This window comes from Cupriavidus sp. MPR-AND1C (assembly GCF_058809705.1).
In genome coordinates, this window is record NZ_JBXASU010000045.1 from 39181 (window position 1) to 62572 (window position 23392).

Here is a 23392-nt window from a genome sequence, read left to right on the forward strand (position 1 = left end):
GGCTAGCTTAAGCGCCCTGCCTAGCCATTGACGCCGGGCAGCCCGGCGGCAAGCCGCGCGGACTTGATCACCGCGGCGTAGTCGTCGCCGGCCATGCCCTGCGCGGCGGCGCCCTGCAGCATCTGGCCCAGCAGCGCGGTGAGCGACAGCGGCACGCGCAGGTCGGCGCCCGCCTCCAGGATCAATCCCACGTCCTTGAGCATCTGGTCCACGGTGAAGGTGGGCGTGTAGTCGTTCTCCACCAGCTGCGCGGACTTGGCCTTGACGATGGGCGCGGCCACCGCGCTGGCGGTGATCACCGACCACATGTCCTGCCATTTGAGACCACCCTTGGCGCCAAGTGCCAGCGCTTCAGCCAGCATGCCGGAGGTCAGGCCGATCATCAGGTTCACCACCAGCTTCATCAGGCGTGCTTGCTCGGCATCGCCCAGGTAGAACTGGGCCGGCCCGAGCGCGGCCAGCAGCGGCTTTGCCACTGCATAGGCGTCCGCCGGGCCGGACACCAGGGCGGTCAGTTGCGCCGCCTCGGCCATCTTGTTGTTGCCGGATACCGTCACGCGCAGGTATGGGATATTGCGCTGCGCCAGCAAGGCGGCCACGCGGGCGGACGCTTGTGGCGACACCGTGCTGGTATCGATATACAGCGTGCCGGGCGCGGCCAGCTCCGCCACTTGCGCGCCCACGGCCTCGAAGGCCGCGTCGTGCGGCAGCGAGCTGAACACAACGTCCTTGCCGGCGGTTGCCTGCGCGAGCGAGCCGGTCGTCTTCAGCCCGGCCTGGCGCGCGGCTTCCAGCACGGCGGGCGACAGGTCGAAGCCTTCGACAGCGTGCCCGGCGGCGGCCAGGTGACGCCCCATGGGCAAGCCCATCTTGCCGATTCCGATAAAGCCGATTTGCATTGTTTGTCTCCGGTGTGTTGTGCGTTGGGCGTTTGCGAGCCCGCGAGCCCGCTCAGTCGGGGCGCACGCCTTCAAAGGCGGCCTGCAGCAATTCGCGAATCGGCGCGCGCTCGATCGGGCGCGGATTCCAGTACGGGTTGGCCAGGGCGATATCCGCGGCGCGGTCCAGGTCCTCGGCCTTCATGCCGATATCGCGCAGCGCTGTGGCCGCGCCGTGGCGGGCGGCTAGGTCGTAAAGCGCGGCGGCAGCGGAGATGCCTTCGCCGCCCATGGCCCGGCGGATCCGCGCCATGGCATCCGGCGCGGCCAAGGCGTTATAGGCCATGGCGTGCGGCAGCACCGCCGTGTGCGTCTCGGCATGGGGCAGGTTGAAACTGCCGCCCAGCGTATGGCACAGCTTGTGGTGCAGCGCCATGCCGACGCTGCCCAGCACAGTGCCGCACAGCCATGCGCCGTAGAGGCAATCGGCGCGGGCATCCAGGTCGGTGGGCGCAGCGAACACGCGGGGAATACCGCTGGCCAGCGCCCGGATGCCCTCCTCCGCCATCAGCGACGTCACCGGGTTGGCATCCTCGGCATACAGCCCCTCGGCGGCGTGCGCGATGGCGTTCAGGCCGCTGGTCACGCTCAAAGCCACCGGCAGGCCCACGGTCAGCGCCGGATCGTAGATCACGGTACGCGGCAGCACACGCGGATCGCGCCCGGTTTTCTTCAGGCCGGCGTCGGTGAGGCCGTAGATCGGCGTCATCTCGGACCCGGCGTAGGTGGTGGGAATCGCCAGGATCGGCAGGCCGGAGGTCAGCGCGATGGCTTTGCCCAGCCCGGTGGTCGACCCGCCGCCAAGGGCGATCATGCAATCCGCGCCCACTTCCTGCGCGTGCGCAATCGCCGCGCGAGCGGATTCCACCGGCACGTGCATCACTGCGCCAGGATAAATGCCGGCGGACAACGGCCCGAGCGCGTCGGACAGTCGCGTTGCGTCTTCGGCCTGGTTGGGCGTGCACAGCACCAGCGCCCGCCTGGCGCCCAGCCGCTCCAGTTCCTGCCCCACCTGGCTCAGGGTGCCCACGCCAAACAGCACGCGCGTGGGCTGGGCCACGTATAAAAATGACGTTGGCATGGCGTTGTCTTCCTCCGCAAGGATCAGGTTCTGTGCCCGCTTGTCGTGTGTCTTGCCCGGCGCTTATGGCCTTGCGCAGTCAAAGACCACAGCCAGCGGACGCGCCAGTGCACGTTAGCCTTGCGCCAGGCGGAAAGAAATGCCGGAATGGGAAAACACTCTTGACGCACGCGGAAGAATTCACGCCTTTCATGAACCCTTTCGCGAACCCTTTCACGAATGGATGTCGCGCGGCGCCGGATTCGGTGCTAGCTTCCGGGCTGGACTAGCGCACTTTTCGATTCTGTCCGGCCGGCGCGGTCCCTTCTGCCATTCCACCCCTTGTGCAAAGCGAATACCGTGAAACTCCGAACCGCCACGCTCGCCGTCTCCGCCATACTTTCCGTGGTGCTCGTGGCCCTTGCCGCGGCGCTGGCCGCAGGTGGCCCGACCCGGCCAAAGCCGATGCTGAGCATCAGCGATCCGTTCAAGGACGTGGATTTCTCCGCGCTGGCGGCCCCCGCCCATTACGCGGCACGTGACGGCGCACAACTCACCTACCGCCGCTACCCCCCCGCCGGCGGCCTGCCCAGCCGGGGCAGCGTGATATTGGTGCATGGCTCCTCGGCCAACAGCCAGAGCATGCATCCGCTTGCACAGCGCTTCGCGCATGCCGGTTTCACGGCCTACGCCCTGGATATGCGCGGCCACGGGGCCTCCGGCCCGCGTGGCGACATTGCCTACATCGGGCAGCTCGATGACGACCTGGAAGACTTTGTGAGCACTGTTCAGCCCGCCGGCCCGAAGACGCTGGTGGGATTTTCGTCGGGCGGCGGCTTTGCGCTGCGCGTGGCCGGCGGCGCGCGCCAGGCCCTGTTTGACAACTACCTGTTCATGGCGCCCTATACGAACCGCCGCGCGCCCACGTTCCGCCCCGATGCCGGCGGCTGGGTTTCGGTCGGCGTGCCGCGCGTGATCGCGCTCACGCTGCTGAACCGGATCGGCATCACCGCCTTCAACCACTTGCCCGTACTGGCCTTTGCCATCAACGACGCACCGCGCGCCGAACTGACGCCGTCCTACTCCTATGCGCTGGCGACGAATTTCCAGCCCTATGAGGACTACCAGCGCAATATTCGCGAGATCCACAAGCCGGCGGCGGTACTGGCCGGGCAGGACGATGAGGTGTTTGTCGCCGCCAGGTTTGCACAGGTGTTTACCGATGCGGGCCGCCCGGATATTCCGGTAACGCTGGTGCCTGGCACCGGCCACATCATGCTCACGGTGTCACCGGCCGCCCGCGCGGCGGCGGTACAGGCCGTGGAGCGGCTGGATGGCTTGGCCGGGAGATGACTGGCGCGGCAGCGCCGGATGCGAGGAGAAAAGCGAGAAAAAAAGCGGCTGGCGGCAATGGATTCCGTCGCTCGCTCTGCGCGGCAACAGGCGTGCTCCCGCTCGTTTGCGCTATTTGAGTTATTTGAGCTGATAGGGAATCCGCACACCAGGCTCGCTGACCGAGAAGTCTTTGGTATTGCGTGTGACCAGCAACATCGAATGCGCTTGCGCCGACGCCCAGATAATCGCGTCAGGCAGCTTGATTCGTGCGGCTTTTCGAATCTGGACTGCGCGAGCGGAAACCGCATCATCGACTGCGATCAGCCGGAACGCATTGAGCCACGCGCGCAATGTCTGCTCTTCTTCCACTGTTGCGCCCACCATCACCTCCATCCAGGTGATGACACTGATCGCCCTTGACTCGTAGCGGCGCATCTCGATCATGGCCTCTTCGATTCCGTTCAAGTGGTCGATCAGGATATTGGTGTCGAAAAGCGCGTTCACCACTCCTCCCGCAGCTTTTCCTGATACGCAAGGCCATCCACCCCGCGGTGCTTCCAAAGCCCGAAGGTGTCAGCGGCCAGGCCAGGCTTGCGCTGCGCGATGTACGCTTGAATTGCCTCGCGAATGACTACTGCCCGAGGGCGCTTTTCTGCCTCGACAATGGCTGCCAGCGCCTGGAGTTGGTCTTCCTCAAGGTCGACCAGGATGCGACTCATGATTAACCCATAAACGATATGTGATATACGCATCGTATATCATCCGATTTGAAACAACAAGGGACCAGCACGGCAATCCGGACCGGAACACGGCGGCGCTGGAAACCGGGCTGGCGCGCAGGGCTTCGCGACCAGCACGGCATCTGCTCCGGCCCGAACAGGCCCCTTCTGCTGCTGTTCGGCGCGCGCAAGGGGCGCTAGCCTCATGGCTACCCACTAGCCCCTCGCCGGCGGAGCGAACTCCCCCCCTTCCCCGCGCGGCACACCTGGAAGTGCTTCATGTATGTGTATGACACCGTCGACCAGCAACTGGTCGACCAGCGCGTTGCGCAGTTCAGCGGCCAGACCGAACGGTTTCTCACCGGCCAGCTCACCGAGGACGAGTTCCGCGTGCTGCGGCTGCAGAACGGCCTCTACATCCAGCGCCATGCGCCCATGCTACGCGTGGCAATTCCCTACGGCATGCTGGTGTCGCGGCAACTGCGCAAGCTGGCCGAGATAGCGCGCCGCTTTGACCGTGGCTACGGGCACTTCAGCACGCGGCAGAACATGCAGTTCAACTGGCCGCGCCTGGAAGACGCGCCAGCCATCCTGGCGGAGCTGGCGACCGTGCAGATGCACGCCATCCAGACCAGCGGCAATTGCATCCGCAACACCACCACCGACCACTTCGCCGGGCTGGCGCCGGATGAGATCGTGAACCCCCTGGTGTGGTGCGAGATCATCCGCCAGTGGTCGATGCTGCATCCCGAGTTTGCCTTCCTGCCACGCAAGTTCAAGATCGCGGTGAGCGGCGCCACCACGGACCGCGCCGCGGTGGGCGTGCACGATATCGGCCTGCAGGCCGTGGAGCGCGATGGCGAGCTTGGCTTCCGCGTGTGGGTGGGCGGCGGCATGGGCCGCACGCCCATGGTCGGCAAGCTGATCAATGCCTTCGTGCACTGGTCCGACCTGCTCACCTACCTGCAGGCCACGCTGCGCGTCTACAACCTGCACGGCCGGCGCGACAACAAGTACAAGGCGCGCATCAAGATCCTGGTCAAGGACCTGACGCCGGGCGTGTTCGCGCAACAGGTGGACGAGCAATGGCAGCGGATCCGCGGCGGGCCGGACACGGTCAGCGCGGACTTCGTGGCCGGCGTGGCGGGCCGCTTCACCACGCCGTACCATGATCCCGCGGCGGCGCACGAGGCCGGCCCGGATCCCGAACTGGCGGCAGCGCATCCGCGCTTTGCCCGCTGGCTGCGCAGCAACGTGCATGCGCATCGCGTGCCCGGCTACGCCGCCGTGACCGTCTCGCTGAAGGCCACCGGCATGCCGCCCGGCGACATCACCGCCGACCAGATGGATGCGGTGGCGGACCTGGCGGAGCGCTTTGGCTTTGGCGAGCTGCGGGTCTCGCACGAGCAGAACCTGATCCTGGCCGACGTGCGCCGCAGCGCGCTGTTTGCGCTCTGGCAGGCGCTGGACGCGCTCAACCTGGCCACCGCCAACATCGGCCTGCTCACCAATATCATTGCCTGCCCGGGCGGGGACTTCTGCGCACTGGCCAACGCGGTGTCGATTCCGCTGGCCGAGGCCATCCAGCGCCGCTTCGACGACCTGGACTACCTGTTCGAGATCGGCGAGCTGGACCTGAACATCTCCGGCTGCATCAACTCCTGCGGGCACCACCACGTGGGCCATATCGGCATCCTTGGCGTGGACAAGGCCGGCGAGGAGTGGTACCAGGTGACCATCGGCGGGCGCCAGAACGGCGCGGCCGGCCATGCGTTGCTGGATCAGCACAAGGGCGGCGGCGCGGCGATCGGCCGCATCATCGGCCCGTCGTTCGCGCGCGATGAAATCCCGGATGTGGTGGCGCTGCTGATCGATACCTACCTGTCCCTGCGCGACAGCGAGGCGGAGCGGTTTATCGACGTGGTGGAGCGGGTTGGCCCGGAACCCTTCAAGCAAGCGGTCTACCAGGACCCAAGGATCGTCGCGCGGCGGCAGCAAGCGGAGCAAGCCCGTGCCTGATCACCCATCATTGCCACCGCTGAACAATGTGATTCGCAACGGCCAGCTTGAAGCAGACATCTGGCGCGCCTTCGTGCCGGACAAGAACGCGCCGGCATCGGCATCGGCAACACACGCGCTGCCGCCCGACGAAAACGGCTGGCTGGTCACCCTTGCCACATGGCGGGCGGCACGCGATGCCCTGCGCCTGCGCCGCCACCCGGTAGCCGTGTACCTCGGCCCGGACGCGGATCCTGAAGACCTGCTTGAGGCGGGCGGAGCCACCATCGATGCCACCGGCATCGCGCACCTGGCGATCGACTTCCCGGTTTATACCGACGGGCGCGGCTATTCGCTGGCGCAGCTGCTGCGCACGCAATATGGCTGGGGCGGCGAGCTGCGCGCGGTGGGCGACGTGATGATCGATACCGTGCACTACATGGCGCGCTGCGGCTTTGATGCCTTCGCCGTCAAGCCGAGCCACGACCCGCAGGCCGCGCTGGCGGCGCTAGGGACGTTCACGGTGCATTACCAGAAGACGTACCCGGCGGCGGCCGCGCCGGCTATGTCGGCAACCAGCCGTCCAGCAATGCGTTGACAGGCGCGTGGGCCTCGTACTGGACCCAGTGGCCCGCGTTGGCAATGACGCGGCCTTCGCGGCGCGGGCTGTCCTGGGTCATTGCCGCGATGGCCTGGACAGGATCCGCCGTGACGTCGTGCTCGCCCCAGGCCAGCAGCACCTCGCCGCCGAAGCGGTCCAGCGCGCCGCGCAGGTCGCCGGCGCGGGAAATGTTCTTGCTGCGAAAGCGCGTGAGGCGGCAGGACTCGGTGTGCGCGTACATGGCCATGGCATCGATCCTGGCCGGGTCGGCCAGCATGAACGCTTCCAGGTTGTAGCGCATCGCCACCGCCAGGGCCTCGGCATCCCCGGCCTTGCGCCAGTCCACCAGCGCACGCTGCTGGCGGCGGATGCCGCCATGGCCGCCTGAGCCCATCAGCGCCAGCCGGCACACGGTGCCGAGCGATGCGGCCACGTTGGCCGCCACCAGCCCGCCGAAGGAGAAGCCGACTAGGCTGAGCGCCTTGTCGCAGCCGGGCAACTGCCTGATGCCCCTGACCAGCGTGCCGGTCATCACGGAAAGATCGCTGGCGATATCGTCCGACTCGCCAAACCCCGGCATGTCCGGCGCCCACACCGCGCGGTGCGCGGCCAGCGCCTCGATATTGCGCACCCAGTGCAGCCAGCTGCCATGCCCGCCATGCAGCAGGACCACGGGGTGCCCCTCGCCAAAGCGGCGCCAGACCATGCGGCAGCCATCGACATCGGTGACGATCCGCTCGGCTTGTTGCAACAGGGCGGCCGCCTGCGCTTCGGGTTGGATTGAAGCGACAGGCGTTTTGCTGCTGATCTGGGTCATTGGCATGGGCGCGCGCCATCTGGCCTCCGGGCGCGGCTATCTGCCTCGGCGCACCTGGGGATGCCGGACGCGCGAAAGACGGTTCCGATCCCGGATCATAGCGAATTCCGGATGTACCGTCCCTGGCCTCAGGACCGCACGAGGACCGCGTCATCCCTGGCCGGCGCACGCGCCAGCTTCGGGATATGCCCCTTGACCGCAAGCAGCGCCACCAGCACGGCGGCCATCGCCGCGCCGAGCATGCCGAGGTAGGCCGAGGCGCCGCCCGCGGTGATCACCGCCGCGCCCGCGAAGGCGCTGAGGATGGCCCCGAGGCGGCCAAAGGCCAGCGCCGACGCCGTGCCGGTGGCCCGCACCGCCGTGGGGTATACGAAGGCACACAGCGCGTACATGGTCGACTGCACCGCATTGACGAACATGCCGTGCACGCCCAGGCCGAAGATCAGCAGCGCCGTACTTTGGCGAACATCCACGCCTTGCAGCAGCAGCGCGCTGGCCGCCCCGCCGGCGCAACAGATCGCCAACGGCCAGCGCGAGCCGAAGCGCGCGATGGCAACCGCGCAGCACAGCGCGCCGACGACACCGCCGAGGTTGTAGGCGGTCAGGCCGGAACCCGCGACCGCCACGTTCAGCCCCTCCGACGCCAGCATGGTCGGCAGCCAGCTAAAGGCGCTGTAGACGGCCAGCAGGCACATGAAGAATGCGCACCAGATCGCCAGCGTGTCGCGCGCCTGCCCGGGCGCGAACAGTGCGCCGAAGCCCTTGCGGCTTTCCGCGCCGCGCTCGGCCAGGTCGGTGAAGACGGCGTGCTCCGGCAGCGGCCTGGACATGCGGCCGAGCAGCCGGCGCAGTTCGTCCCACCGGTGCGCTCGGCGCACCAGGAAGCGCGGCGACTCGGGCAGCACCAGCATCAGCAGCACGCCCAGGCCCAGCGGCAGGGCGCCGCCGATAAAGAACAAGCCGCGCCAGCCATAGGCCGGCAGGACCACGCTGGCGAACAGACCGGCCAGCATGCCGCCCAGCGGCACGCAGACGATGGTGGCCGTCACCGCCAGCGTACGGCTGCGTGCCGGGGTGAACTCGGCCGTCATGGTGGTGGAGCTTGGCAAGGCGCCGCCGATGCCAAGCCCGGCGATCAGGCGCAGCACGGCGATCGTCGTGATGTCCGGGGCGAAGCCGATGGCGCAGGTGGCCGCGCCAAACAGGAAGACGCTGCCGATCACGGCCCACCTGCGGCCAAAGCGGTCCGCGAACAGGCCGGCGCACGCGCTGCCGATGCCCATGCCCACCAGCCCCGCGGCCACCGCGGGCGCGAAGGCGCTGCGGGTGATGCCCCACTCCTTGATCAGCACGGGAATCGCGAAGCCGATCAACTGGCCGTCGAAGCCGTCCATCACGATGGACAGCGCCGCCAGCATCACGACGATCTTCTGCATGGCCGTGAAAGGGCCGTCGTCGAGCACACGGCCCACATCGACCGGCGTGCCGGTTTGCCGCAGGTTCGCGCTCATGCTGGCGCTCCATGGCGATGCGCGCCGGGCGCGATGGAAATGCGGCCCGCGGCAATGGCGCGGAACAGATGCGTATTCATGCGTGTCTCCTGTCGATGGACGCTTTGGCCGGGGCCAGCGCTTTTTTGTCTTGCGTCTTGCGTCTTGATGCCACGGCGTGCCGTGGCTCAGTGCTCCTGGAGCCGACTGGCGCCCTGCCCGCCGTTGGCCGCCCGGGCTTCGATCAGCCGGACGAGTTGCAGCAGGCTCTCGGTGCACGGCACCGGCACCCCGCTGCGCCGCGCCGCGGCCACCACGGCGCCGTTGATCGCATCGATCTCGGTGCGCCGGGCGGCAAGGATGTCCTGCAGCATGGATGGCTTGTGGCCGATGTGATGGCCGATGGCGTGCAACACGTTGGCGCCGACCTTGCCCGCATCGACAGCCACGCCCTGGCTCCTGGCCACGGCCAGCACCTCGGCCACCACGGCCAAGGCCAGCGCGGTGCCATCCGGGATGTTGCCCAGCTGGTCCACGGTGCTGCCAGTGACCGCGCACAGGGGGTTCAGCGCGGCGTTGAAGGCCACCTTCTCCCAGATCGCGGCCCATACATCGGCATCGGCCGTGCAGTGCAGCCCGGCGCGCTCCAGCGCCGCCACCGTCCCCGCCACCGCGGGCCGGTCCACGCCATCGGCGCTCATCATCCGGATCCCGCCCTCGCCGTGCGAATGCACGTGCCCGGGGCCAACCAGGTCGGCCGGCCATGTGGTGACGCCGATCAGGAGCCGATGCGCCGGCACGAACTCGCAAATCGCATCGACGCTGCCCAGGCCGTTCTGCAGCGACAGCACTGTCGTGTCCGGCCCCAGCAGGTGGCGCACGCCCGCCATCGCGGCGCGCGTGTGCATGGATTTAGTAAAGACGATCAGCAGTTCGGGGACGGCATCCGCCTGTTCCGGGCGCAGCGCCCGCATGCCGTGGACCCGCCGGTCCGCCTCATCGGTCTGCAAGCGCAGGCCAAAGCGGCGGATCGCGTCGAGATGCGCGTCGTTGATATCGAGCAAGGTAACGGCATGGTCCGCTTCGGCAAGGCGTGCGCCGAACAGCGAGCCCATGGCCCCGGCCCCGAGAATTGCGATCTTGATCATAGGTCTCGCCGGATTCCGGCGCTCGTTGGGTGGCGAAGTTCCGGCGAGGCGGCAACCCGGCCGCCCGCGGCCTAGAACGGATAGTGGCGCGGCGTCGTCTGCACGGTGACCCAGCGCAGGTCAGTGAACTCGGCAATGCCGGCCTGCCCGCCAAAGTGGCCAAAGCCGCTGCTTTTGACGCCGCCGAAGGGCATCTGCGCCTCGTCGTGCACCGTCGGGCCATTGATATGGCAGATGCCGGATTGAATGCGCCTGGCCACGTTCATGGCCCGCGCCACGTCGCGGCTGAATACCGCCGACGACAGCCCGTACTCGTTGTCGTTGGCGCAGGCGATGGCCTCGGCGTCGCCGCTGACGCGCACGATGGGCTTGACCGGGCCGAACGACTCTTGCGCATAGATCCGCATCCGCGGCGTGACGTGATCGAGCAGCGTGGCCGGCATCAGGGTGCTGTCCGCCTTGCCGCCGCACAACAGCTTTGCACCCTTGGCCAAGGCATCGTCGATCAGGGCGTTGCAGCGCGCAACGGTGCTCATGTCGACCACGGAGCCCAGCACCACCGGCCCCTTGCGCGGATCGCCCAGCGGCAGCGCGCTGGCCTTGGCCGCCAGTTGCGCGACAAAGGCGTCGGCGATCTTGCTGTCGACGATGATGCGCTCGGTCGACATGCAGATCTGGCCGGAATTGGCAAACGCGCCAAAGGCGGCGCCGGCGACGGCGGCATCGATATCGGCATCGTCCAGCACCAGCAACGGGGCCTTGCCGCCCAGCTCAAGCACCACCGGCTTCAAGTGCCTGGCACAGCTGGCGGCGATGAGCTTGCCCACGCGCGTGGAGCCGGTGAAGTTCACGCGCCGTACCGCCGGATGGGCGATCATGGCCTCCACCAGTTCGCCCGCATCGGCCGGCGCATTGGTGACGAAGTTCACCACGCCCCTGGGCAGGCCGGCCTCCTGCATGGCTTCGATGATCAACCCGTGCGTGGCCGGACAGATCTCCGAACCCTTCAGCACGACAGTATTGCCGCAGGCCAGCGGCAAGGCGATGGCGCGCACGGCCAGGATGACCGGGGCGTTCCAGGGCGCCATGCCAAGCACCACGCCGGCCGGCTGGCGCACGCCCATGGCCAGGCTGCCCGGCACGTCCGACGGAATGACCTCGCCATGGATCTGCGTGGTCAGGCTGGCCGCTTCAAGCAGGCCGGCCGCAGCCAGGTGCACGTTGAAGCCGGCCCACATGGCGGAGGCGCCGGTCTCGGCGGCCATCGCGGCGGCAAAGGCTTCGCTGCGGGCTTCCAGCGCATGCGCGGCCCTGGTCAGCAGCGCGCGGCGCGCGCTCGGGCCGATGGCGGCCCAGGCGTCGAAGGCCGCGGCGGCGGCGTCCACCGCCGACAGCGCATCGGCTACCGTAGCGGCCGGGGCAATCGTGGCTACCTCGCCGTCCAGGGGATTGCGGCGCTCGAAGGTGGCGCCATTGCCGGCCTGGCGTTGTTGGCCGTCGATCAGCAACGAAATCTTCTGCATGCTTGTCTCCTTTGTTTTGCTTGCCCGCGGTTTGCTTGCCTGCGGCCCAGGGTTGCGACTCAGGCAACCTCGACTTCGACCAGCGTCGGCACCTGCGAGCGCAACCCATCGGCTAGCGCATCGCGCAGCCGCGCAGCGTCCCGCACGCGCGTGCCTTCACAGCCCATGCCTTGCGCCAGCGCCACGAAATCGATCCCTGGCAGGTCCGTGCCCTGCACCGGATCGGACGGGGCAAAGCCAAATTCCGGCGCGAAGTCCTGCAGCGCGGCGTAGCGTGCGTTGTTGAGAATCACGAAGGTGATCGGCAGCTTGAGCTGGACCGCGCTCCAGATGGCCTGGATCGAGTACATGCTGGAGCCATCGCCGATCAGCGCGATGACGCGTGACCCCGGCCGGGCCAGCGCCACGCCAACGGCGGCGGGCATGCCGTAGCCCAGCCCGCCGCTGTCCATGGTGTAGAAGGTGCCGCTTTGCGTGAACGGCAGGTAACCCTGCATGACGGGACGCGCGCTGGGCGCTTCTTCGACCACGATGTCGGCGGCGTCGCGCACCTCGGCCAGGGTCTGGAGCACATAGGCGGTGGACATCAGCCGCGTCGGTTCGGCATGCGGGAGTGGCTGGCGCGGGGCAGGCAACGGGCGCGCCCTGGGCGCGGGCCGCGCCAGCAGGTCAAGCACGCCGAGCCGGATATTGCCCACCACCGATGCGCCCACCGGCGTCCAGGCCGCGATGGCCGGATCGTCGATCAGCTGATACAGCGTGGCGCCCTCCGGCACGTGGGGGCCCGCGCCTTCCACATGGTAGGTAAAGGCCGGCGCACCCAGCACCAGGATCAGGTCGTGCCCGCCCAGCAGGCCGACGATCTTCTCGCGCATGGCGGGCAGGAAACCGGCGAACAGGCGATGGTCTTCCGGGAAGCCGCAGCGGCCGGACATGGGCGCCACATAGACGCGCGCATTGTGCGTCTCGGCCAGGCGCACCACGTCGTCCCAAGCACCGGCGCGATCGACCGCGCCGCCGATGACGAAGGCAGGCCGCTCGCAGGCATCCAGCGCGGCGCCAACGCGCCCGATCGCCACCGGATCGGGCCGCACCTCGGTGCTGACGGCGCGCGCGGCCACCCGTTCGGCCGGCTGGTCCCAGTCGTCCACCGGGATCGAGACCAGCACCGGGCCGCGCGGCTCCTGCATCGCCACGTAATAGGCGCGTGCGATGGCCAGCGGCACATCTGCGGCGCGCGCCGGCTCGATGCTCCACTTGACGTAGGGCTTGGCCAGCTCGGTGGCCTGGGTAGAAGACAGGAAGGGATCGAACGGCAGGATCGAGCGCGCTTGCTGGCCCGCCGTGACGATCATCGGCGTGCGGTTCTTGAACGCGGTGAAGATATTGCCCATGGCGTTGCCCACGCCAGCCGCCGAATGCAGGTTGACCAGCGATGCATTGCGGCTGGCCTGCGCAAAACCATCGGCCATGCCCACCACCACCGCCTCCTGCAGCCCGAGCACGTAACGGAAGTCGGCGGGAAAATCCCGGAACATCGGTAGCTCGGTCGAGCCGGGATTGGCAAACACCGAAGTGATGCCAAGCTGGCGCAGCAGGTCGATCACGGCGTCGCGCACGGTGCTGGTTGCGCTGGTTGCGCTGGTTGCGCTGGTTACGTTACGCGCGGCGCCCGCCACGGTTGTCGTGCTACCGGTCATGCAAATCTCTCTCGTCGATGCATTCGTTTGAACGCCTGGCCCAAGGCCAGTGCGTGCCTGGTGTGCAGAGTATGCGAGCCCGACCCTTAATTGAATATTGCCTTCTTGGCCAAAAGGCATTACTTTTGCGCATGACTTTCGATCTGCGCCAGCTCAAGGCCTTCACCACCATCGTCGCCAGCGGCAGCCTGGGCCGGGCCGCCGACGCGCTGCACGTGACCCAGCCTGCCCTGAGCCGCACCATCAAGCGGCTGGAGGACGAGCTTGGCGCACCGCTGTTCGAGCGGCACGCCAAGGGCATGCTGCTCACCGCGGTGGGCAGCGCCCTGCTCCCCCATGCCACGCTGCTGCAGCGCGAGGCCGAGCACGCGCGCGAGGAGATCGATGCCATGCGCGGCCTGGCCAAGGGCACCATCAAGGTGGGCGCGGTGGGCAGCATCGCCAGCCTGGTGCTGCCGCTGGCTGTTGGCCGCGTCACCAAGGCGTGGCCGAACCTGCGCGTGGAGATTACCGAGGGCGTGTGGGACCGGCTGGCGCAAAGCCTGATCCGGCATGAGATCGACCTGGCGCTCAGCATCTGCGCGCCGGACACCGACGAGATCGAGGCCATTGCCGACTGCCGGTGGGAGGACCGCAGCTACGTGGTGGCAGCGCCGGGCCACCCGCTGCGGCGCAAGCCGGCACTGACCCTGGCCGATACCCTTGACCAGCAATGGGCCATCCCGCCCCGGGGCACCGGGCCGTTCGAGCACATGCGGCAGGTGTTTGCGGCGCAGGGCCTGGGCCTGCCGAACATCGTCGTGGAGACGCGTTCGGTGACCGCGCTCAAGAGCCTGGTCGCGCAATCCGGCTTCCTGAGCTGGATGGCCGAGCCGATGGTCGAGGCCGAGCGCAAGGCCGGCGTGATCGACATTCTGCACATTCCCGGCGGGGTCGGCACGCGTACGCTGACGGCCTTCCGGCGGCGCCAAGGCATCCTGCCCGGCCCCGCGGTCAAGCTGCTGGAAGCACTGCGCCAGCTGACCGCGGCTTGATGGGAGCCTGATGGGGCTTGATGAGGGTCGCCAGCTGACTATATCGACGCCAGGGAAATCACCTCGGCAAGGTGCCTTCTTTCGCAAGCCATCTCATCGGCCACGATCTCCGCCATCGCCGCCAGGCTGGCCTGGACGATGGCCGCGGCATCGACCTCGAAATAGCGCCGCAGTGCGGCCCGCGAATCGCTGCGTCCGAAGCCATCGGTGCCCAGCGTCACATAGCGCCGCCCCGGCGGGACAAAAGCACGCACCAGCTCCGGCAGCGCGCGCACATAGTCGGTGGCCGCGACAATCGGGCCGCTGCCCGCCCCGAGCTGCCGCCCGAACCAGCTATCGATGGCAGGAACCTCGCCATGGCGCCACAGGCGTTCGCGCTCCACCCCTTCACGCGCCAGCTCGATGTAGCTGGTCACGCTCCAGACATCGGCGGCAATGCCATGCCCCTGCTCGAGCTGGCGCGCTGCCTTCAGGACTTCCCCCATGATGGCGCCGCTGCCGAACAACTGCACGCGGTGCTCGCACGCCGCGCCGCGCCGCAGCAGGTACATGCCCCGCACCACGCCTTCGTGCGCTTGGGCCGGCAGGCTCGGATTCTCGACGCTTTCATTGGTGACGGTAACGTAATAGAACTCGTCGGCCTGTTCGCTGACCATGCGCCGCATGCCGTGGTCGACGATGACCGCCAGCTCCCCGGCAAAGGCCGGATCGTAGGCGCGGCAGTTGGGAATGGTCGACGCCGCCAGGTGGCTCGTGCCGTCCTGGTGCTGCAGGCCCTCGCCCCCCAGGGTGGTACGCCCCGAGGTCGCGCCGATCAGGAACCCGCGTGCGCGCTGGTCGGCCGCGGCCCAGATCAAATCGCCCACGCGCTGGAAGCCGAACATGCTGTAGTAGATATAGAACGGCAGCATGGTGGTGCCGTGCGTGGCGTAACTGGTGGCCGCCGCGGTCCATGAGGACAGCGCGCCGGCTTCCGTGATGCCCTCCTCCAGGATCTGGCCATCCTTGACTTCCCGGTACGACAGCATCGAAGCCGAATCCTCCGGCTGGTACAGCTGGCCGAAGGGCGCGTAGATGCCGACCTGGCGAAACAGGTTCGCCATGCCGAACGTCCGCGCTTCGTCGGCGACGATCGGGACGATCCGCGGGCCCAGCACGGGATCCTTGAGCAAGGCGCCCAGGTACCGCACCAGGGCCATGGTGGAGCTCATGGCCTTGCCGTCGGCGTGCAGGGCGAACGCGGCGGTCTTGTCCAGCCCGGGCACCGGCAACGATTCGGCGCCAGGATGGCGCGCGGGCAGATAGCCGCCGAGGGCGGCGCGCCTGGCTTGCAGGTAGCGAATCTCGGGGCTGTCCTGGGCCGGGCGGTAGAACGCGGCCTGGGCCACCTGTTCGTCGGTCAGCGGCAGCTGGAAGCGGTCCCTGAACGCGAGCAGATCAACCGGGCCCAGCTTCTTTTGCTGGTGCGTGGTCATCCGGCCTTGCGCGATGGCGCCCACGCCGTAGCCTTTCATGGTCTTGGCCAGCACCACGCAGGGACGCCCATTGCGCCTGGCGGCTTCGGCAAAGGCCGCGTAGATCTTCGCCGGATCGTGCCCGCCCCGGCGCAGGTGGTCGATCTCGTCGTTAGAGAGATGCGCCACCAGCGAGCGCAGCGCCGGCGTCTTGCTGAAGAAGTTCTCGCGGTTGAACGCGCCATCGTTGGCCGAGAGCGTCTGGAACTCGCCATCCACGGTCTGCGCGAACGCGCGGCTGATGGCGTGATCGTGGTCACGCGCCAGCAGCGCGTCCCACTCCGACCCCCACAAGCACTTGACGACATGCCATCCCGCCCCCGCGAACAAGGCCTCGAGCTCATCGACAATGCGCCCGTTGCCGCGCACCGGCCCGTCCAGGCGCTGGAGATTGCAGTTGATGACGAACGTGCAATTATCCAGCTTTTCCCGGGCGGCCAGCGTCAGCGCGGCGATCGACTCCGGCTCGTCCATCTCGCCATCGCCGAAGAAGCCCCAGACCCGGCGCTCGCTGGTCGCTTTCAAGCCCCGGTTTTCCAGGTAGCGCATGAAACGCGCCTGGTAGATGGCATTGAGCGGGCCGATGCCCATCGAGCCGGTGGGGAACTGCCAGAAGTCCGGCATCAGGTAAGGATGCGGGTAAGAACTCAGGCCGCGAATCCCCTTGCCTTCGGCAACGATCTCTTGCCGGTAGTGGCAAAGCGATGCTTCGTCCAGCCGGCCTTCCAGGAAGGCACGCGCATAGACGCCAGGCGCCGAATGCGGCTGAAAAAAGACGAGGTCCCCGCCTTGCGCGGCATCAGGGCCGCGAAAGAAATGCTGGTAGCCGACCTCGAACAGATCCGCCGCCGAAGCATAGCTCGCGATGTGGCCGCCAAGCTCGCCATGCGCCTGGTTGGCGCGCACCACCATGGCGAGCGCGTTCCAGCGCAGGATTGCCGACAGGCGCTGCTCCATCGCCAGGTCGCCGGGATAGGCTGGTTGCGCTTCGACCGGGATCGTGTTCAGGTAAGGCGTTACCTGTGCCGGCCGCCACCGCAACCGATGCTTGCCGGCATGCGCCAGCAACGCATCCAGGATGGCGCAGGCGCGCTCCCTGCCCTGCTCCGGGCCCCAGGCCGACAACACGCCGTCGAGCGCGTCGCACCACTCCTGCAATTCCTGCGGATCCGCCTGCACAACCGGATCGCTCGCCAGGATGGAACCGAATCGGTCACGAGATGCCATCTTGATACGCTCCCGCCGGCAACTGCCCGGCTCAATTTGCCTGGATACCGGCCTTCTGGGCAATGGCCCGCATGCGCGGCAGGTCCTTGTCGATCATGGCGCTGACCTGTTCCGGCGTCGCATAGGACGGCTCCAGGCCATTGGCCACCAGTTTTTCCTGGATCTCATGGTCGTTCATGGTCTGCGCCAGGGCCTTCTCCAGCCGTGACTTGACATCGGGCGGCAAGCCACGCGGGGCCGCGATCGCCACCCAAGAATCCGCATCGAAACCCGGGAAGCCGGATTCCGCGACGGTGGGCACCTCCGGCAGCAGCGTCGCGCGCCTGGCGCCTGCCACCGCGATCACCTTGATCTTGCCGCTCTTGATATGCGCAAGGGATGCCGCGATGGTGTCGACCGAGAACGGAATCTGCCCGCCGATCAGGTCGGCAATGGCTGGAGCGCTGCCTTTGTAGGGAATATGCTGGAGCTGCATGCCGGTAGCGGCCAGGATCATCTCGCCCGCGAAGTGGCCGGTGGTGCCATTGCCGAACGAGCCGTAGGCGTACTTGCCCGGCGCGGCCTTCACCGCCGCCATCATCTGCCTGAGGTTGTCCACCGGGACATCGCGATTCGCCAGCAGGATCAGGGGCACGCGCGCGACCAGGCCGACGGGCTCGAAGCTCTTCACGGGATCGTAGGGCAGGTTGGCGTTGATGGCGGGGTTGACCGTGAAGGTCGAGCCGGAACTGATGAACAGCGTATAGCCGTCAGGCGCGGCCTTTGCCACATAGCCGGCGCCAACGATGGTGCCGGCGCCCGCGCGGTTCTCGATGACCACGGGCTGGCCCAGACGCTCGCCCAGCTTCCTGCCAACCAATCGTCCCATGATGTCTACCGCCCCGCCGGGCGGAAACGGCACAACCAGCACGACCGGCCTGGCGGGATATCCCTGGGGCTGCGCATGCGCGGCGCACATGGCGATGCCCAACAGCGACAGCGCCTTCACCGCCATCGAAACGCTTCGTGAAACGACGTTCATGCGCTACTCCTGTGATTGAGCGACGGGGGGCAAACTGGGAGCAAACTGGGAGCAAACAACGGGGAGCAAAACAAGGGCGCGGGCTTTGCCGGACCAGCGAGCCCTGGTGCCGGCATTGCGCCGCCGGCATCAGGGGGCAGCCATCGCGCGGGATCAGCCGTTGCGGAACAGGAAGCTATAAGCGCTCAGCGCCGGGGCGCCGCCCAGGTGGGCGTAGAGCACCTTGGAGCCTTCCGGGAATTCGCCGCGGCGGACCAGGTCGATCATGCCCTGCATCGATTTCCCTTCGTAGACCGGGTCGGTCATCATGCCTTCGAGCTTGGCACTCATCCGGATGGCTTCGAGCGTCTCCTCGGAAGGCAAGCCATACTCCGGCCCGCCGTAGCGCGTGTCGAGCACCACGTCGTCGTCGGTGATGTCGCGGCCGAGGTCGACCAGATGCGCGGTGTTGCGGGCAATGCGCAGGATCTGCGCCCGGGTCTGCGCCGGCTTGGCCGATGCGTCGATGCCGATCACGCGGTTGGCCCGGCCATCGGCGGCGAAGCCGACCACCATGCCAGCCTGCGTGCTGCCGGTCACCGAGCAGACCACGACATAGTCGAACTTGAAGCCGAGCTCGGCTTCCTGTGCGCGCACTTCTTCCGCAAAGCCGACAAAGCCCAGGCCGCCCAGCGGATGCTCGGAACACCCTGCCGGGATCGGGTAGGGCTTGCCGCCCGCCTGGCGCACGCTCTCCATGGCCTCTTCCCAGCTCTTGCGGATCCCGATATCGAAGCCATCGCTGACCAGGCGCACGTCGGCGCCCATGATGCGAGACATCTGGATATTGCCAACGCGGTCATAGACGGCGTCGGAGTAGTTCACCCAGTCCTCCTGCACCAGCACGCACTTCAGGCCGAGATGCGCCGCCACGGCAGCCACCTGGCGCGTCTGGTTGGACTGGATGCCGCCGATGGACACGAGCGTGTCGCACCCCTGGGCGAGCGCGTCCGGAATGATGTACTCGAGCTTGCGCGTCTTGTTGCCGCCGAACGCCAGGCCGCTGTTGCAGTCCTCACGCTTGGCATAGAGGTCGACCTTGCCGCCGAGATGCGCGCTCAGGCGCTTGAGCGGCTGGATGGGCGTGGGGCCGAACGTCAGCTGGTGGCGGGGAAAGCGTTTGAGATTCATGCTGGCAACTCCTGGGTTTCTTGGATGACTCGGGTGAAGAGCGGGGATCCAGGCATCAAGGCTGGCGAAGAATACTGGCATGTGGAGCCACCTTTCGTTGATGCTGCGATGGACTCAATCCTAGAAAAAAACGCACGAAACATGGTTGCAAATATCTGTCAATTTATGCACTATAAAAAATTCACGGAACTAGTTTTCACTTTTTTGTTTTTTATAAAGCATCATGGACGAAACAAAATTGCGCACCAAAACAGAGCACCCCGTGCCACATTCCGAGGCATTGGATCGCACCGATAAAGCCATCCTGCGCGCACTCCAGCGCGACGCGTCCATCTCGAACGTGGCGCTGGCCGCCAAAGTCAGCCTGAGCCCGCCCGCCTGCCTGCGGCGCGTGGAGCGGCTCAAGGAACTCGGGCTGATTCGCGGGATCGTGGCGCTGCTGAACCCGGCCGCGCTGGACGCGGGGATGCTGGTGATGATCGGCGTGGTGCTGGACCGGTCCACGCCGGAATCATTCTCCGAGTTCGAGAAGGCCGCCCAGCAGGTCTCCGGTTGCATGGAGTGCCACGTGGTGACGGGCGAGTTCGACTACTTCATGATGCTGCGCACCAAGGACAGCGAGAGCTTCAATCGCCTCCATGCGGAGCAATTGCTGTATCTGCCGGGGGTCCGCCAGATACGCTCGTTCATGGTGCTCAAGCAGGTGCTGTCGACGACGCAGTTTCCGATCTGAAGCTGCGTGTGCGGCGCGGCAAATGCGTCCGGTCCGAGGATCGCTATGCCACGGGCGCCGTCAGGGCACGAACCTGGTCCTCCAGGTCTGCGATCCGCTGCTTCATGCTGGCTTGCGCGCTGATATCGCTGATGACGCCATACCAGCGATCGATCGCGCCATTCGCGCCGAGATGCGGCTGGGCACGGCTCAGCATGTGGCGCCAGCTGCCGTCCGGCCACTGGATGCGGAACCGGGTCGCGAACGGCTGGCCACTCGGGATCCAGGCAAGCCACTCCGCCCGGATGCGCAACTGGTCGTCAGGATGGACCGCAGCGCGCCAGGCGTCGATGCGGTCCTGCATGGCGTACCCTGCGCTGTCGCGGAAGTTCGGGCTGATATAGCACAGCGTGCCATCAGGGTCCGCCGCCCAGGCAATATGGGGGCTCAGCTCGACCGAGCAGCGGAAATGCTCCTCGCTTTCCCGCAAGGCCAGCTCGGCCCGTTTGCGCGCCGAAATGCCAATGGCAACGAGGGAGACGCCGATCACGTCCCCGATGTCGTCGTTGACGCGCTGGCCGACCACCAGGTAGACCTCGCCGTTGGCGGTAATCTCGCGCTCCACCGGGGAGCACGCCTGCGCGGCAAGCACGGCATGCGCCAGCGAGCAGATCGATCCGGCGGCTTCAGGCATGCTGTCCGCGCCAAGTTGAGCGCCAAGTTGAGCGCCAACAAGGGCGTCCGCCTGGGCGCCGAACATTTCCGCATAGCGCCCATTGACATGCACGTGCCGCAAGCGCGTGTCCAGGAAGCACAGGCCGACTGGCGCGCCGACATAGAGCGCCTCCATCTGATGCAGGCGCTGATACGGCGAACGATCCAGTGGACGCGGATCCGGCGCGCGCAAGCCAAGCCGCCGGATCAGCGCGGGAATCCGCTCCGGTTGCAGCGCCTGTGCCCACAGCCATCCCTGGCCGATGTCGCATCCCAGCTTGCGCAGTATGGTGGCATGCTCTTCGCGCTCCACGCCTTCCGCGACAACACGCGTGCCGATGCTATGGCCCAGCCCCACGATAGCCGTCACGATCCGGCGGCACTCCTGGTCATCGAGCATGCCGCGCACAAAGCTGGCATCGATCTTGATCTCGTCGAATGGCAGGGCGTGCAGGCGTGTCAGGCTGGCATAGCCGGTACCAAAGTCGTCCAGCGCGATACCGATGCCGAGTGCCTTCAGATCGTCGATGATGGCACGCGCGAGCTCGATATCGGTCTGCATGGCGCCCTCGGTGATTTCGACCTGAATGCGCTCCAGCGGAAATCCCGTCTGCGTGACGGCGTCCGAGATCAGCGCGACGACCGCCTTGTCGCGCAATTGCACCGGCGACACGTTGAACGCCAGCACAAAGCCCTGGCCCCAGCCCACGGCCTGCGCGCACGCCGTGCGCACGATATGGGAAGTCAGGCGATCGATAAGCCCGCACGACTCCGCGATCGCTATAAAAGTGACGGGGGAAACCGGGCCCGTTGCAGGGTCCGTCCAGCGGGCGAGCACCTCGAAGCCGACGATGGCGCCGGTTTCGAAGCAGATCAATGGCTGGAATGCCGGCTGGAGCAGGCCGCCATCGAGCGCGGCTGCCAGTCTTGCGCAGGTATCGTCCGTGTCTCCCACTTTCATCCTCTCAGATACCGCCGGAAATCCGGATCTCGTCCTGTCGAACCGCGCGCCCATGGATCGGGCCCGGCCAACACCTGTGCCAGGCAGTGTTCCGTCAGGTTTGCTCCCTGACCGGGCGCGTGTCAGGCGTAGCGACCTTTTCGCCACTCCCCCCATTGGATATCGGCCAGCCTGACGGCAAATTGAGGTCTTGGCTGCGGCGCCAGCCCGGGCCGTGCGGGCGGCGCATCTTCCCGGCAACCCTCTCTGGCTCCGCTGGCGCTACTTGCGCGGACCAGGCACGGCGCGGGCCGCCGCCTGCGGCTCCCGGCCCACGAAGATCCGCGTTGGCAGCACAAAGCCCCGCAGCGCCAGCATCTCCAGCGGCCCCTGCCCGACCTCGGTGCGCATCAGGTAGCGCACCGGATAGGTCACGTCCGCCGCAACAGGCGCCTGGGCGCTGCGCGCGGTCAGGCTGTCGGGATCTTCGGCGAAGGTCCGGCCGTGCGCATCGGCCTGGCGCTCGGCACCGGCCTTCGGCCCTTCCTGCGCTTCCTGCCCGTCCTGCCCGTCCTGCCTGTCCAGCTCTTCCGGCCTCGCCTGCCACGTCAACTGGTAGTTCGCGCTATCCACCGGCTCGATGTGCGCCCGCTCCAGCATCCGCACCAGGCCCCAGCGGCCGCCGAACTCGTAGCTCTTGCTGGTGCCGGCGCGCTCGGTCTGCCACTGCAGCCGGGTGCCCGGGTCCTGCAGGGTCTTGCCCGGCCACGTCATCGCCTGCCACGTCTCGCGCTGGTTGTAGTAGTGCAGCGTCTGCCCATCGAGCGTCAGCAGCGTGTCGATCAGGCCCGGGGTGGGGATCGGCCTGAACGCGAAGCGGTACTGCGGCTCGCCCTGCGCCAGCAGGTGCGCCGCCAGGCGCTGCAAGGTGTTGATCGCGTTGAGGAAGGCCGGATCGAAGGACTGCGCCTGCCCGCCGGTGGCTGCCGGCAGCCACTGATCGCCCTGCAGCTCGAGCACGCCCGCCAGCTGCGTGCCGAGGAAGGCCCCGATCAAGCCGCTGTGCGGGCGCAGGAAGCGCGCCAGTTCAACCAGCGAGGCATCGTTGGCGGTGTCGGCAAACGGATAACGCCCGGCGAACGAACGGCTCCACGTCATCGCAATGCTCTGGCGCCACGCGTCGTTCAGGCTCGCCTGCGCCGGTTGCAGCACCGTCTGCGTGGCCTGCGCGATGGGCCGCACGAACAGCGTCTCGCCCATGCCCGCCCACTGGCTGCCGAGGCTCGCCGCCATCAGCTGCGCATAGGCCTGGGTGTCGGCCAGCTCCGAGCCCTTGCCCTGGAACAGCGCCTGCGCCATCTGGCGGGCCTGCGCATCGGCATCGGCGCTGTTGCCGACCTGCTGCAAGCGCAAGCGCAGTGCCGTCGCGCGGTCAAGAAAGCGTTGCAGGCTCAGGTCACCGCTGGCGCCCGCGTTGGTGCCAGCATGGGTGCCCGCATTGGCGCTGCCAGGCTGGCCCTGCGCCACCAGCCGCAGCACCGGGCCAAAGGCCGCGCCCAGCGGCCCCGCCGCGTCCGGCTTCGCCACCTCGGGCCCCGCCGGCTTCTTGCCCAGCAGATCCTGCGTCCTGGCCACCAGCGTATCGGACAGCGAGTCCTTGCGGGCACCGGCCCCGCCCTGGTATTCGAGCGACTTCATCAGCGCGATCACCGGCGACTGGCGCGCATCGGC

The 23392-nt window shown here is 67.4% G+C and carries 19 protein-coding genes; 5 read left to right on the forward strand and 14 right to left on the reverse strand.

The features are described from left to right. Positions 1–20 precede the first annotated feature (20 nt). The gene (locus AC1RWI_RS22685) at positions 21–899 is read right to left on the reverse strand and encodes an NAD(P)-dependent oxidoreductase (RefSeq protein WP_492868901.1); all 879 of its coding nucleotides are present in this window, start codon (positions 897–899) and stop codon (positions 21–23) included. A 52-nt stretch (positions 900–951) separates the two neighbouring features. Continuing rightward, positions 952–2019: a maleylacetate reductase gene (locus tag AC1RWI_RS22690; RefSeq protein WP_043356150.1), complete on the reverse strand. Its 1068-nt coding sequence runs from the start codon at positions 2017–2019 to the stop codon at positions 952–954. 339 nt (positions 2020–2358) lie between these two features. Between AC1RWI_RS22690 and AC1RWI_RS22695 the strand changes: the two genes are divergently transcribed. Then, the gene (locus AC1RWI_RS22695) at positions 2359–3351 is read left to right on the forward strand and encodes an alpha/beta hydrolase (protein ID WP_492868903.1); all 993 of its coding nucleotides are present in this window, start codon (positions 2359–2361) and stop codon (positions 3349–3351) included. A 120-nt stretch (positions 3352–3471) separates the two neighbouring features. Here the strand turns inward: AC1RWI_RS22695 and AC1RWI_RS22700 are convergent, their stop codons facing one another. Continuing rightward, positions 3472–3840 (reverse strand): type II toxin-antitoxin system VapC family toxin, encoded by a 369-nt coding sequence (locus tag AC1RWI_RS22700; RefSeq protein WP_492868905.1) that lies wholly within the window; start codon positions 3838–3840, stop codon positions 3472–3474. Beyond that, positions 3834–4052 carry a ribbon-helix-helix protein, CopG family gene (locus tag AC1RWI_RS22705; RefSeq protein WP_492868907.1) on the reverse strand — a complete coding sequence of 73 codons (219 nt, stop codon included), beginning with the start codon at positions 4050–4052 and terminating at the stop codon, positions 3834–3836. The genes AC1RWI_RS22700 and AC1RWI_RS22705 overlap by 7 nt, the downstream gene beginning before the upstream one ends. A gap of 279 nt (positions 4053–4331) precedes the next feature. On the opposite strand from AC1RWI_RS22705, the gene AC1RWI_RS22710 reads away from it, so the two are divergent. Then, entirely contained in the window at positions 4332–6071 is a 1740-nt protein-coding gene (locus AC1RWI_RS22710; protein ID WP_492868909.1) for a nitrite/sulfite reductase, read from the forward strand. Next, positions 6064–6648, forward strand: a complete 585-nt coding sequence (locus tag AC1RWI_RS22715) for a DUF934 domain-containing protein (RefSeq protein ID WP_043356154.1) — start codon at positions 6064–6066, stop codon at positions 6646–6648. The genes AC1RWI_RS22710 and AC1RWI_RS22715 overlap by 8 nt, the downstream gene beginning before the upstream one ends. Here the strand turns inward: AC1RWI_RS22715 and AC1RWI_RS22720 are convergent. The 5 genes from AC1RWI_RS22720 to mdlC form a co-directional block, all read right to left on the reverse strand. Beyond that, positions 6614–7474: an alpha/beta fold hydrolase gene (locus AC1RWI_RS22720; RefSeq protein ID WP_492868911.1), complete on the reverse strand. Its 861-nt coding sequence runs from the start codon at positions 7472–7474 to the stop codon at positions 6614–6616. The two genes, AC1RWI_RS22715 and AC1RWI_RS22720, sit on opposite strands and share 35 nt — an antisense overlap. 122 nt (positions 7475–7596) lie before the next feature. After that, positions 7597–8979, reverse strand: a complete 1383-nt coding sequence (locus tag AC1RWI_RS22725) for an MFS transporter (protein ID WP_492868913.1) — start codon at positions 8977–8979, stop codon at positions 7597–7599. A gap of 167 nt (positions 8980–9146) precedes the next feature. Further along, entirely contained in the window at positions 9147–10103 is a 957-nt protein-coding gene (locus tag AC1RWI_RS22730; protein ID WP_492868931.1) for a ketopantoate reductase family protein, read from the reverse strand. Positions 10104–10177: 74 nt separating this feature from the next. Beyond that, positions 10178–11629, reverse strand: coding sequence for an aldehyde dehydrogenase (locus tag AC1RWI_RS22735; RefSeq protein WP_492868915.1), 1452 nt, complete (start codon positions 11627–11629; stop codon positions 10178–10180). A gap of 59 nt (positions 11630–11688) precedes the next feature. Continuing rightward, positions 11689–13329 (reverse strand): benzoylformate decarboxylase, encoded by a 1641-nt coding sequence (gene mdlC, locus AC1RWI_RS22740; RefSeq protein WP_492868917.1) that lies wholly within the window; start codon positions 13327–13329, stop codon positions 11689–11691. 131 nt (positions 13330–13460) lie between these two features. Here mdlC and AC1RWI_RS22745 point away from each other — a divergent pair, with 131 nt between their 5' ends. Further along, entirely contained in the window at positions 13461–14363 is a 903-nt protein-coding gene (locus AC1RWI_RS22745) for a LysR family transcriptional regulator (protein WP_043356162.1), read from the forward strand. A gap of 38 nt (positions 14364–14401) precedes the next feature. Here the strand turns inward: AC1RWI_RS22745 and mdeB are convergent, their stop codons facing one another. From mdeB to AC1RWI_RS22760, 3 genes are all read right to left on the reverse strand, one after another. After that, positions 14402–17104, reverse strand: a complete 2703-nt coding sequence (gene mdeB, locus AC1RWI_RS22750) for an alpha-ketoglutarate dehydrogenase (RefSeq protein ID WP_492868919.1) — start codon at positions 17102–17104, stop codon at positions 14402–14404. Between the two features lie 31 nt (positions 17105–17135). After that, positions 17136–18098, reverse strand: coding sequence for a Bug family tripartite tricarboxylate transporter substrate binding protein (locus AC1RWI_RS22755; protein ID WP_492868933.1), 963 nt, complete (start codon positions 18096–18098; stop codon positions 17136–17138). Positions 18099–18278: 180 nt separating this feature from the next. Then, a complete protein-coding gene (locus tag AC1RWI_RS22760) occupies positions 18279–19295 on the reverse strand; it encodes a 1-aminocyclopropane-1-carboxylate deaminase (RefSeq protein ID WP_492868921.1) in 1017 nt (338 codons plus the stop codon). 223 nt (positions 19296–19518) lie between these two features. Between AC1RWI_RS22760 and AC1RWI_RS22765 the strand changes: the two genes are divergently transcribed. Then, complete coding sequence (locus tag AC1RWI_RS22765) at positions 19519–20028, forward strand: Lrp/AsnC family transcriptional regulator (RefSeq protein ID WP_043356167.1); 510 nt, start codon at positions 19519–19521, stop codon at positions 20026–20028. 43 nt (positions 20029–20071) lie between these two features. Here the strand turns inward: AC1RWI_RS22765 and AC1RWI_RS22770 are convergent, their stop codons facing one another. Together AC1RWI_RS22770 and AC1RWI_RS22775 are read right to left on the reverse strand one after the other, a co-directional pair. Further along, a complete protein-coding gene (locus tag AC1RWI_RS22770) occupies positions 20072–21682 on the reverse strand; it encodes an EAL domain-containing protein (RefSeq protein ID WP_492868924.1) in 1611 nt (536 codons plus the stop codon). A 261-nt stretch (positions 21683–21943) separates the two neighbouring features. Next, a partial coding sequence (locus AC1RWI_RS22775; protein WP_492868926.1) for a type VI secretion IcmF C-terminal domain-containing protein occupies positions 21944–23392 on the reverse strand: 1449 nt, incomplete at its 5' end.

Coding starts and splice junctions, on each gene's coding strand:
- AC1RWI_RS22710 (WP_492868909.1), top strand. CDS start 4,332: ATGTATGTGTATGACACCGTCGACCAGCAACTGGTCGACCAGCGCGTT.
- mdlC (WP_492868917.1), bottom strand. CDS start 13,329: ATGACCGGTAGCACGACAACCGTGGCGGGCGCCGCGCGTAACGTAACC.
- AC1RWI_RS22725 (WP_492868913.1), bottom strand. CDS start 8,979: ATGAGCGCGAACCTGCGGCAAACCGGCACGCCGGTCGATGTGGGCCGT.
- AC1RWI_RS22720 (WP_492868911.1), bottom strand. CDS start 7,474: ATGCCAATGACCCAGATCAGCAGCAAAACGCCTGTCGCTTCAATCCAA.
- AC1RWI_RS22765 (WP_043356167.1), top strand. CDS start 19,519: ATGGACGAAACAAAATTGCGCACCAAAACAGAGCACCCCGTGCCACAT.
- AC1RWI_RS22690 (WP_043356150.1), bottom strand. CDS start 2,019: ATGCCAACGTCATTTTTATACGTGGCCCAGCCCACGCGCGTGCTGTTT.
- AC1RWI_RS22745 (WP_043356162.1), top strand. CDS start 13,461: ATGACTTTCGATCTGCGCCAGCTCAAGGCCTTCACCACCATCGTCGCC.
- AC1RWI_RS22705 (WP_492868907.1), bottom strand. CDS start 4,052: ATGAGTCGCATCCTGGTCGACCTTGAGGAAGACCAACTCCAGGCGCTG.
- AC1RWI_RS22735 (WP_492868915.1), bottom strand. CDS start 11,629: ATGCAGAAGATTTCGTTGCTGATCGACGGCCAACAACGCCAGGCCGGC.
- mdeB (WP_492868919.1), bottom strand. CDS start 17,104: ATGGCATCTCGTGACCGATTCGGTTCCATCCTGGCGAGCGATCCGGTT.
- AC1RWI_RS22755 (WP_492868933.1), bottom strand. CDS start 18,098: ATGGCGGTGAAGGCGCTGTCGCTGTTGGGCATCGCCATGTGCGCCGCG.
- AC1RWI_RS22685 (WP_492868901.1), bottom strand. CDS start 899: ATGCAAATCGGCTTTATCGGAATCGGCAAGATGGGCTTGCCCATGGGG.
- AC1RWI_RS22770 (WP_492868924.1), bottom strand. CDS start 21,682: ATGAAAGTGGGAGACACGGACGATACCTGCGCAAGACTGGCAGCCGCG.
- AC1RWI_RS22760 (WP_492868921.1), bottom strand. CDS start 19,295: ATGAATCTCAAACGCTTTCCCCGCCACCAGCTGACGTTCGGCCCCACG.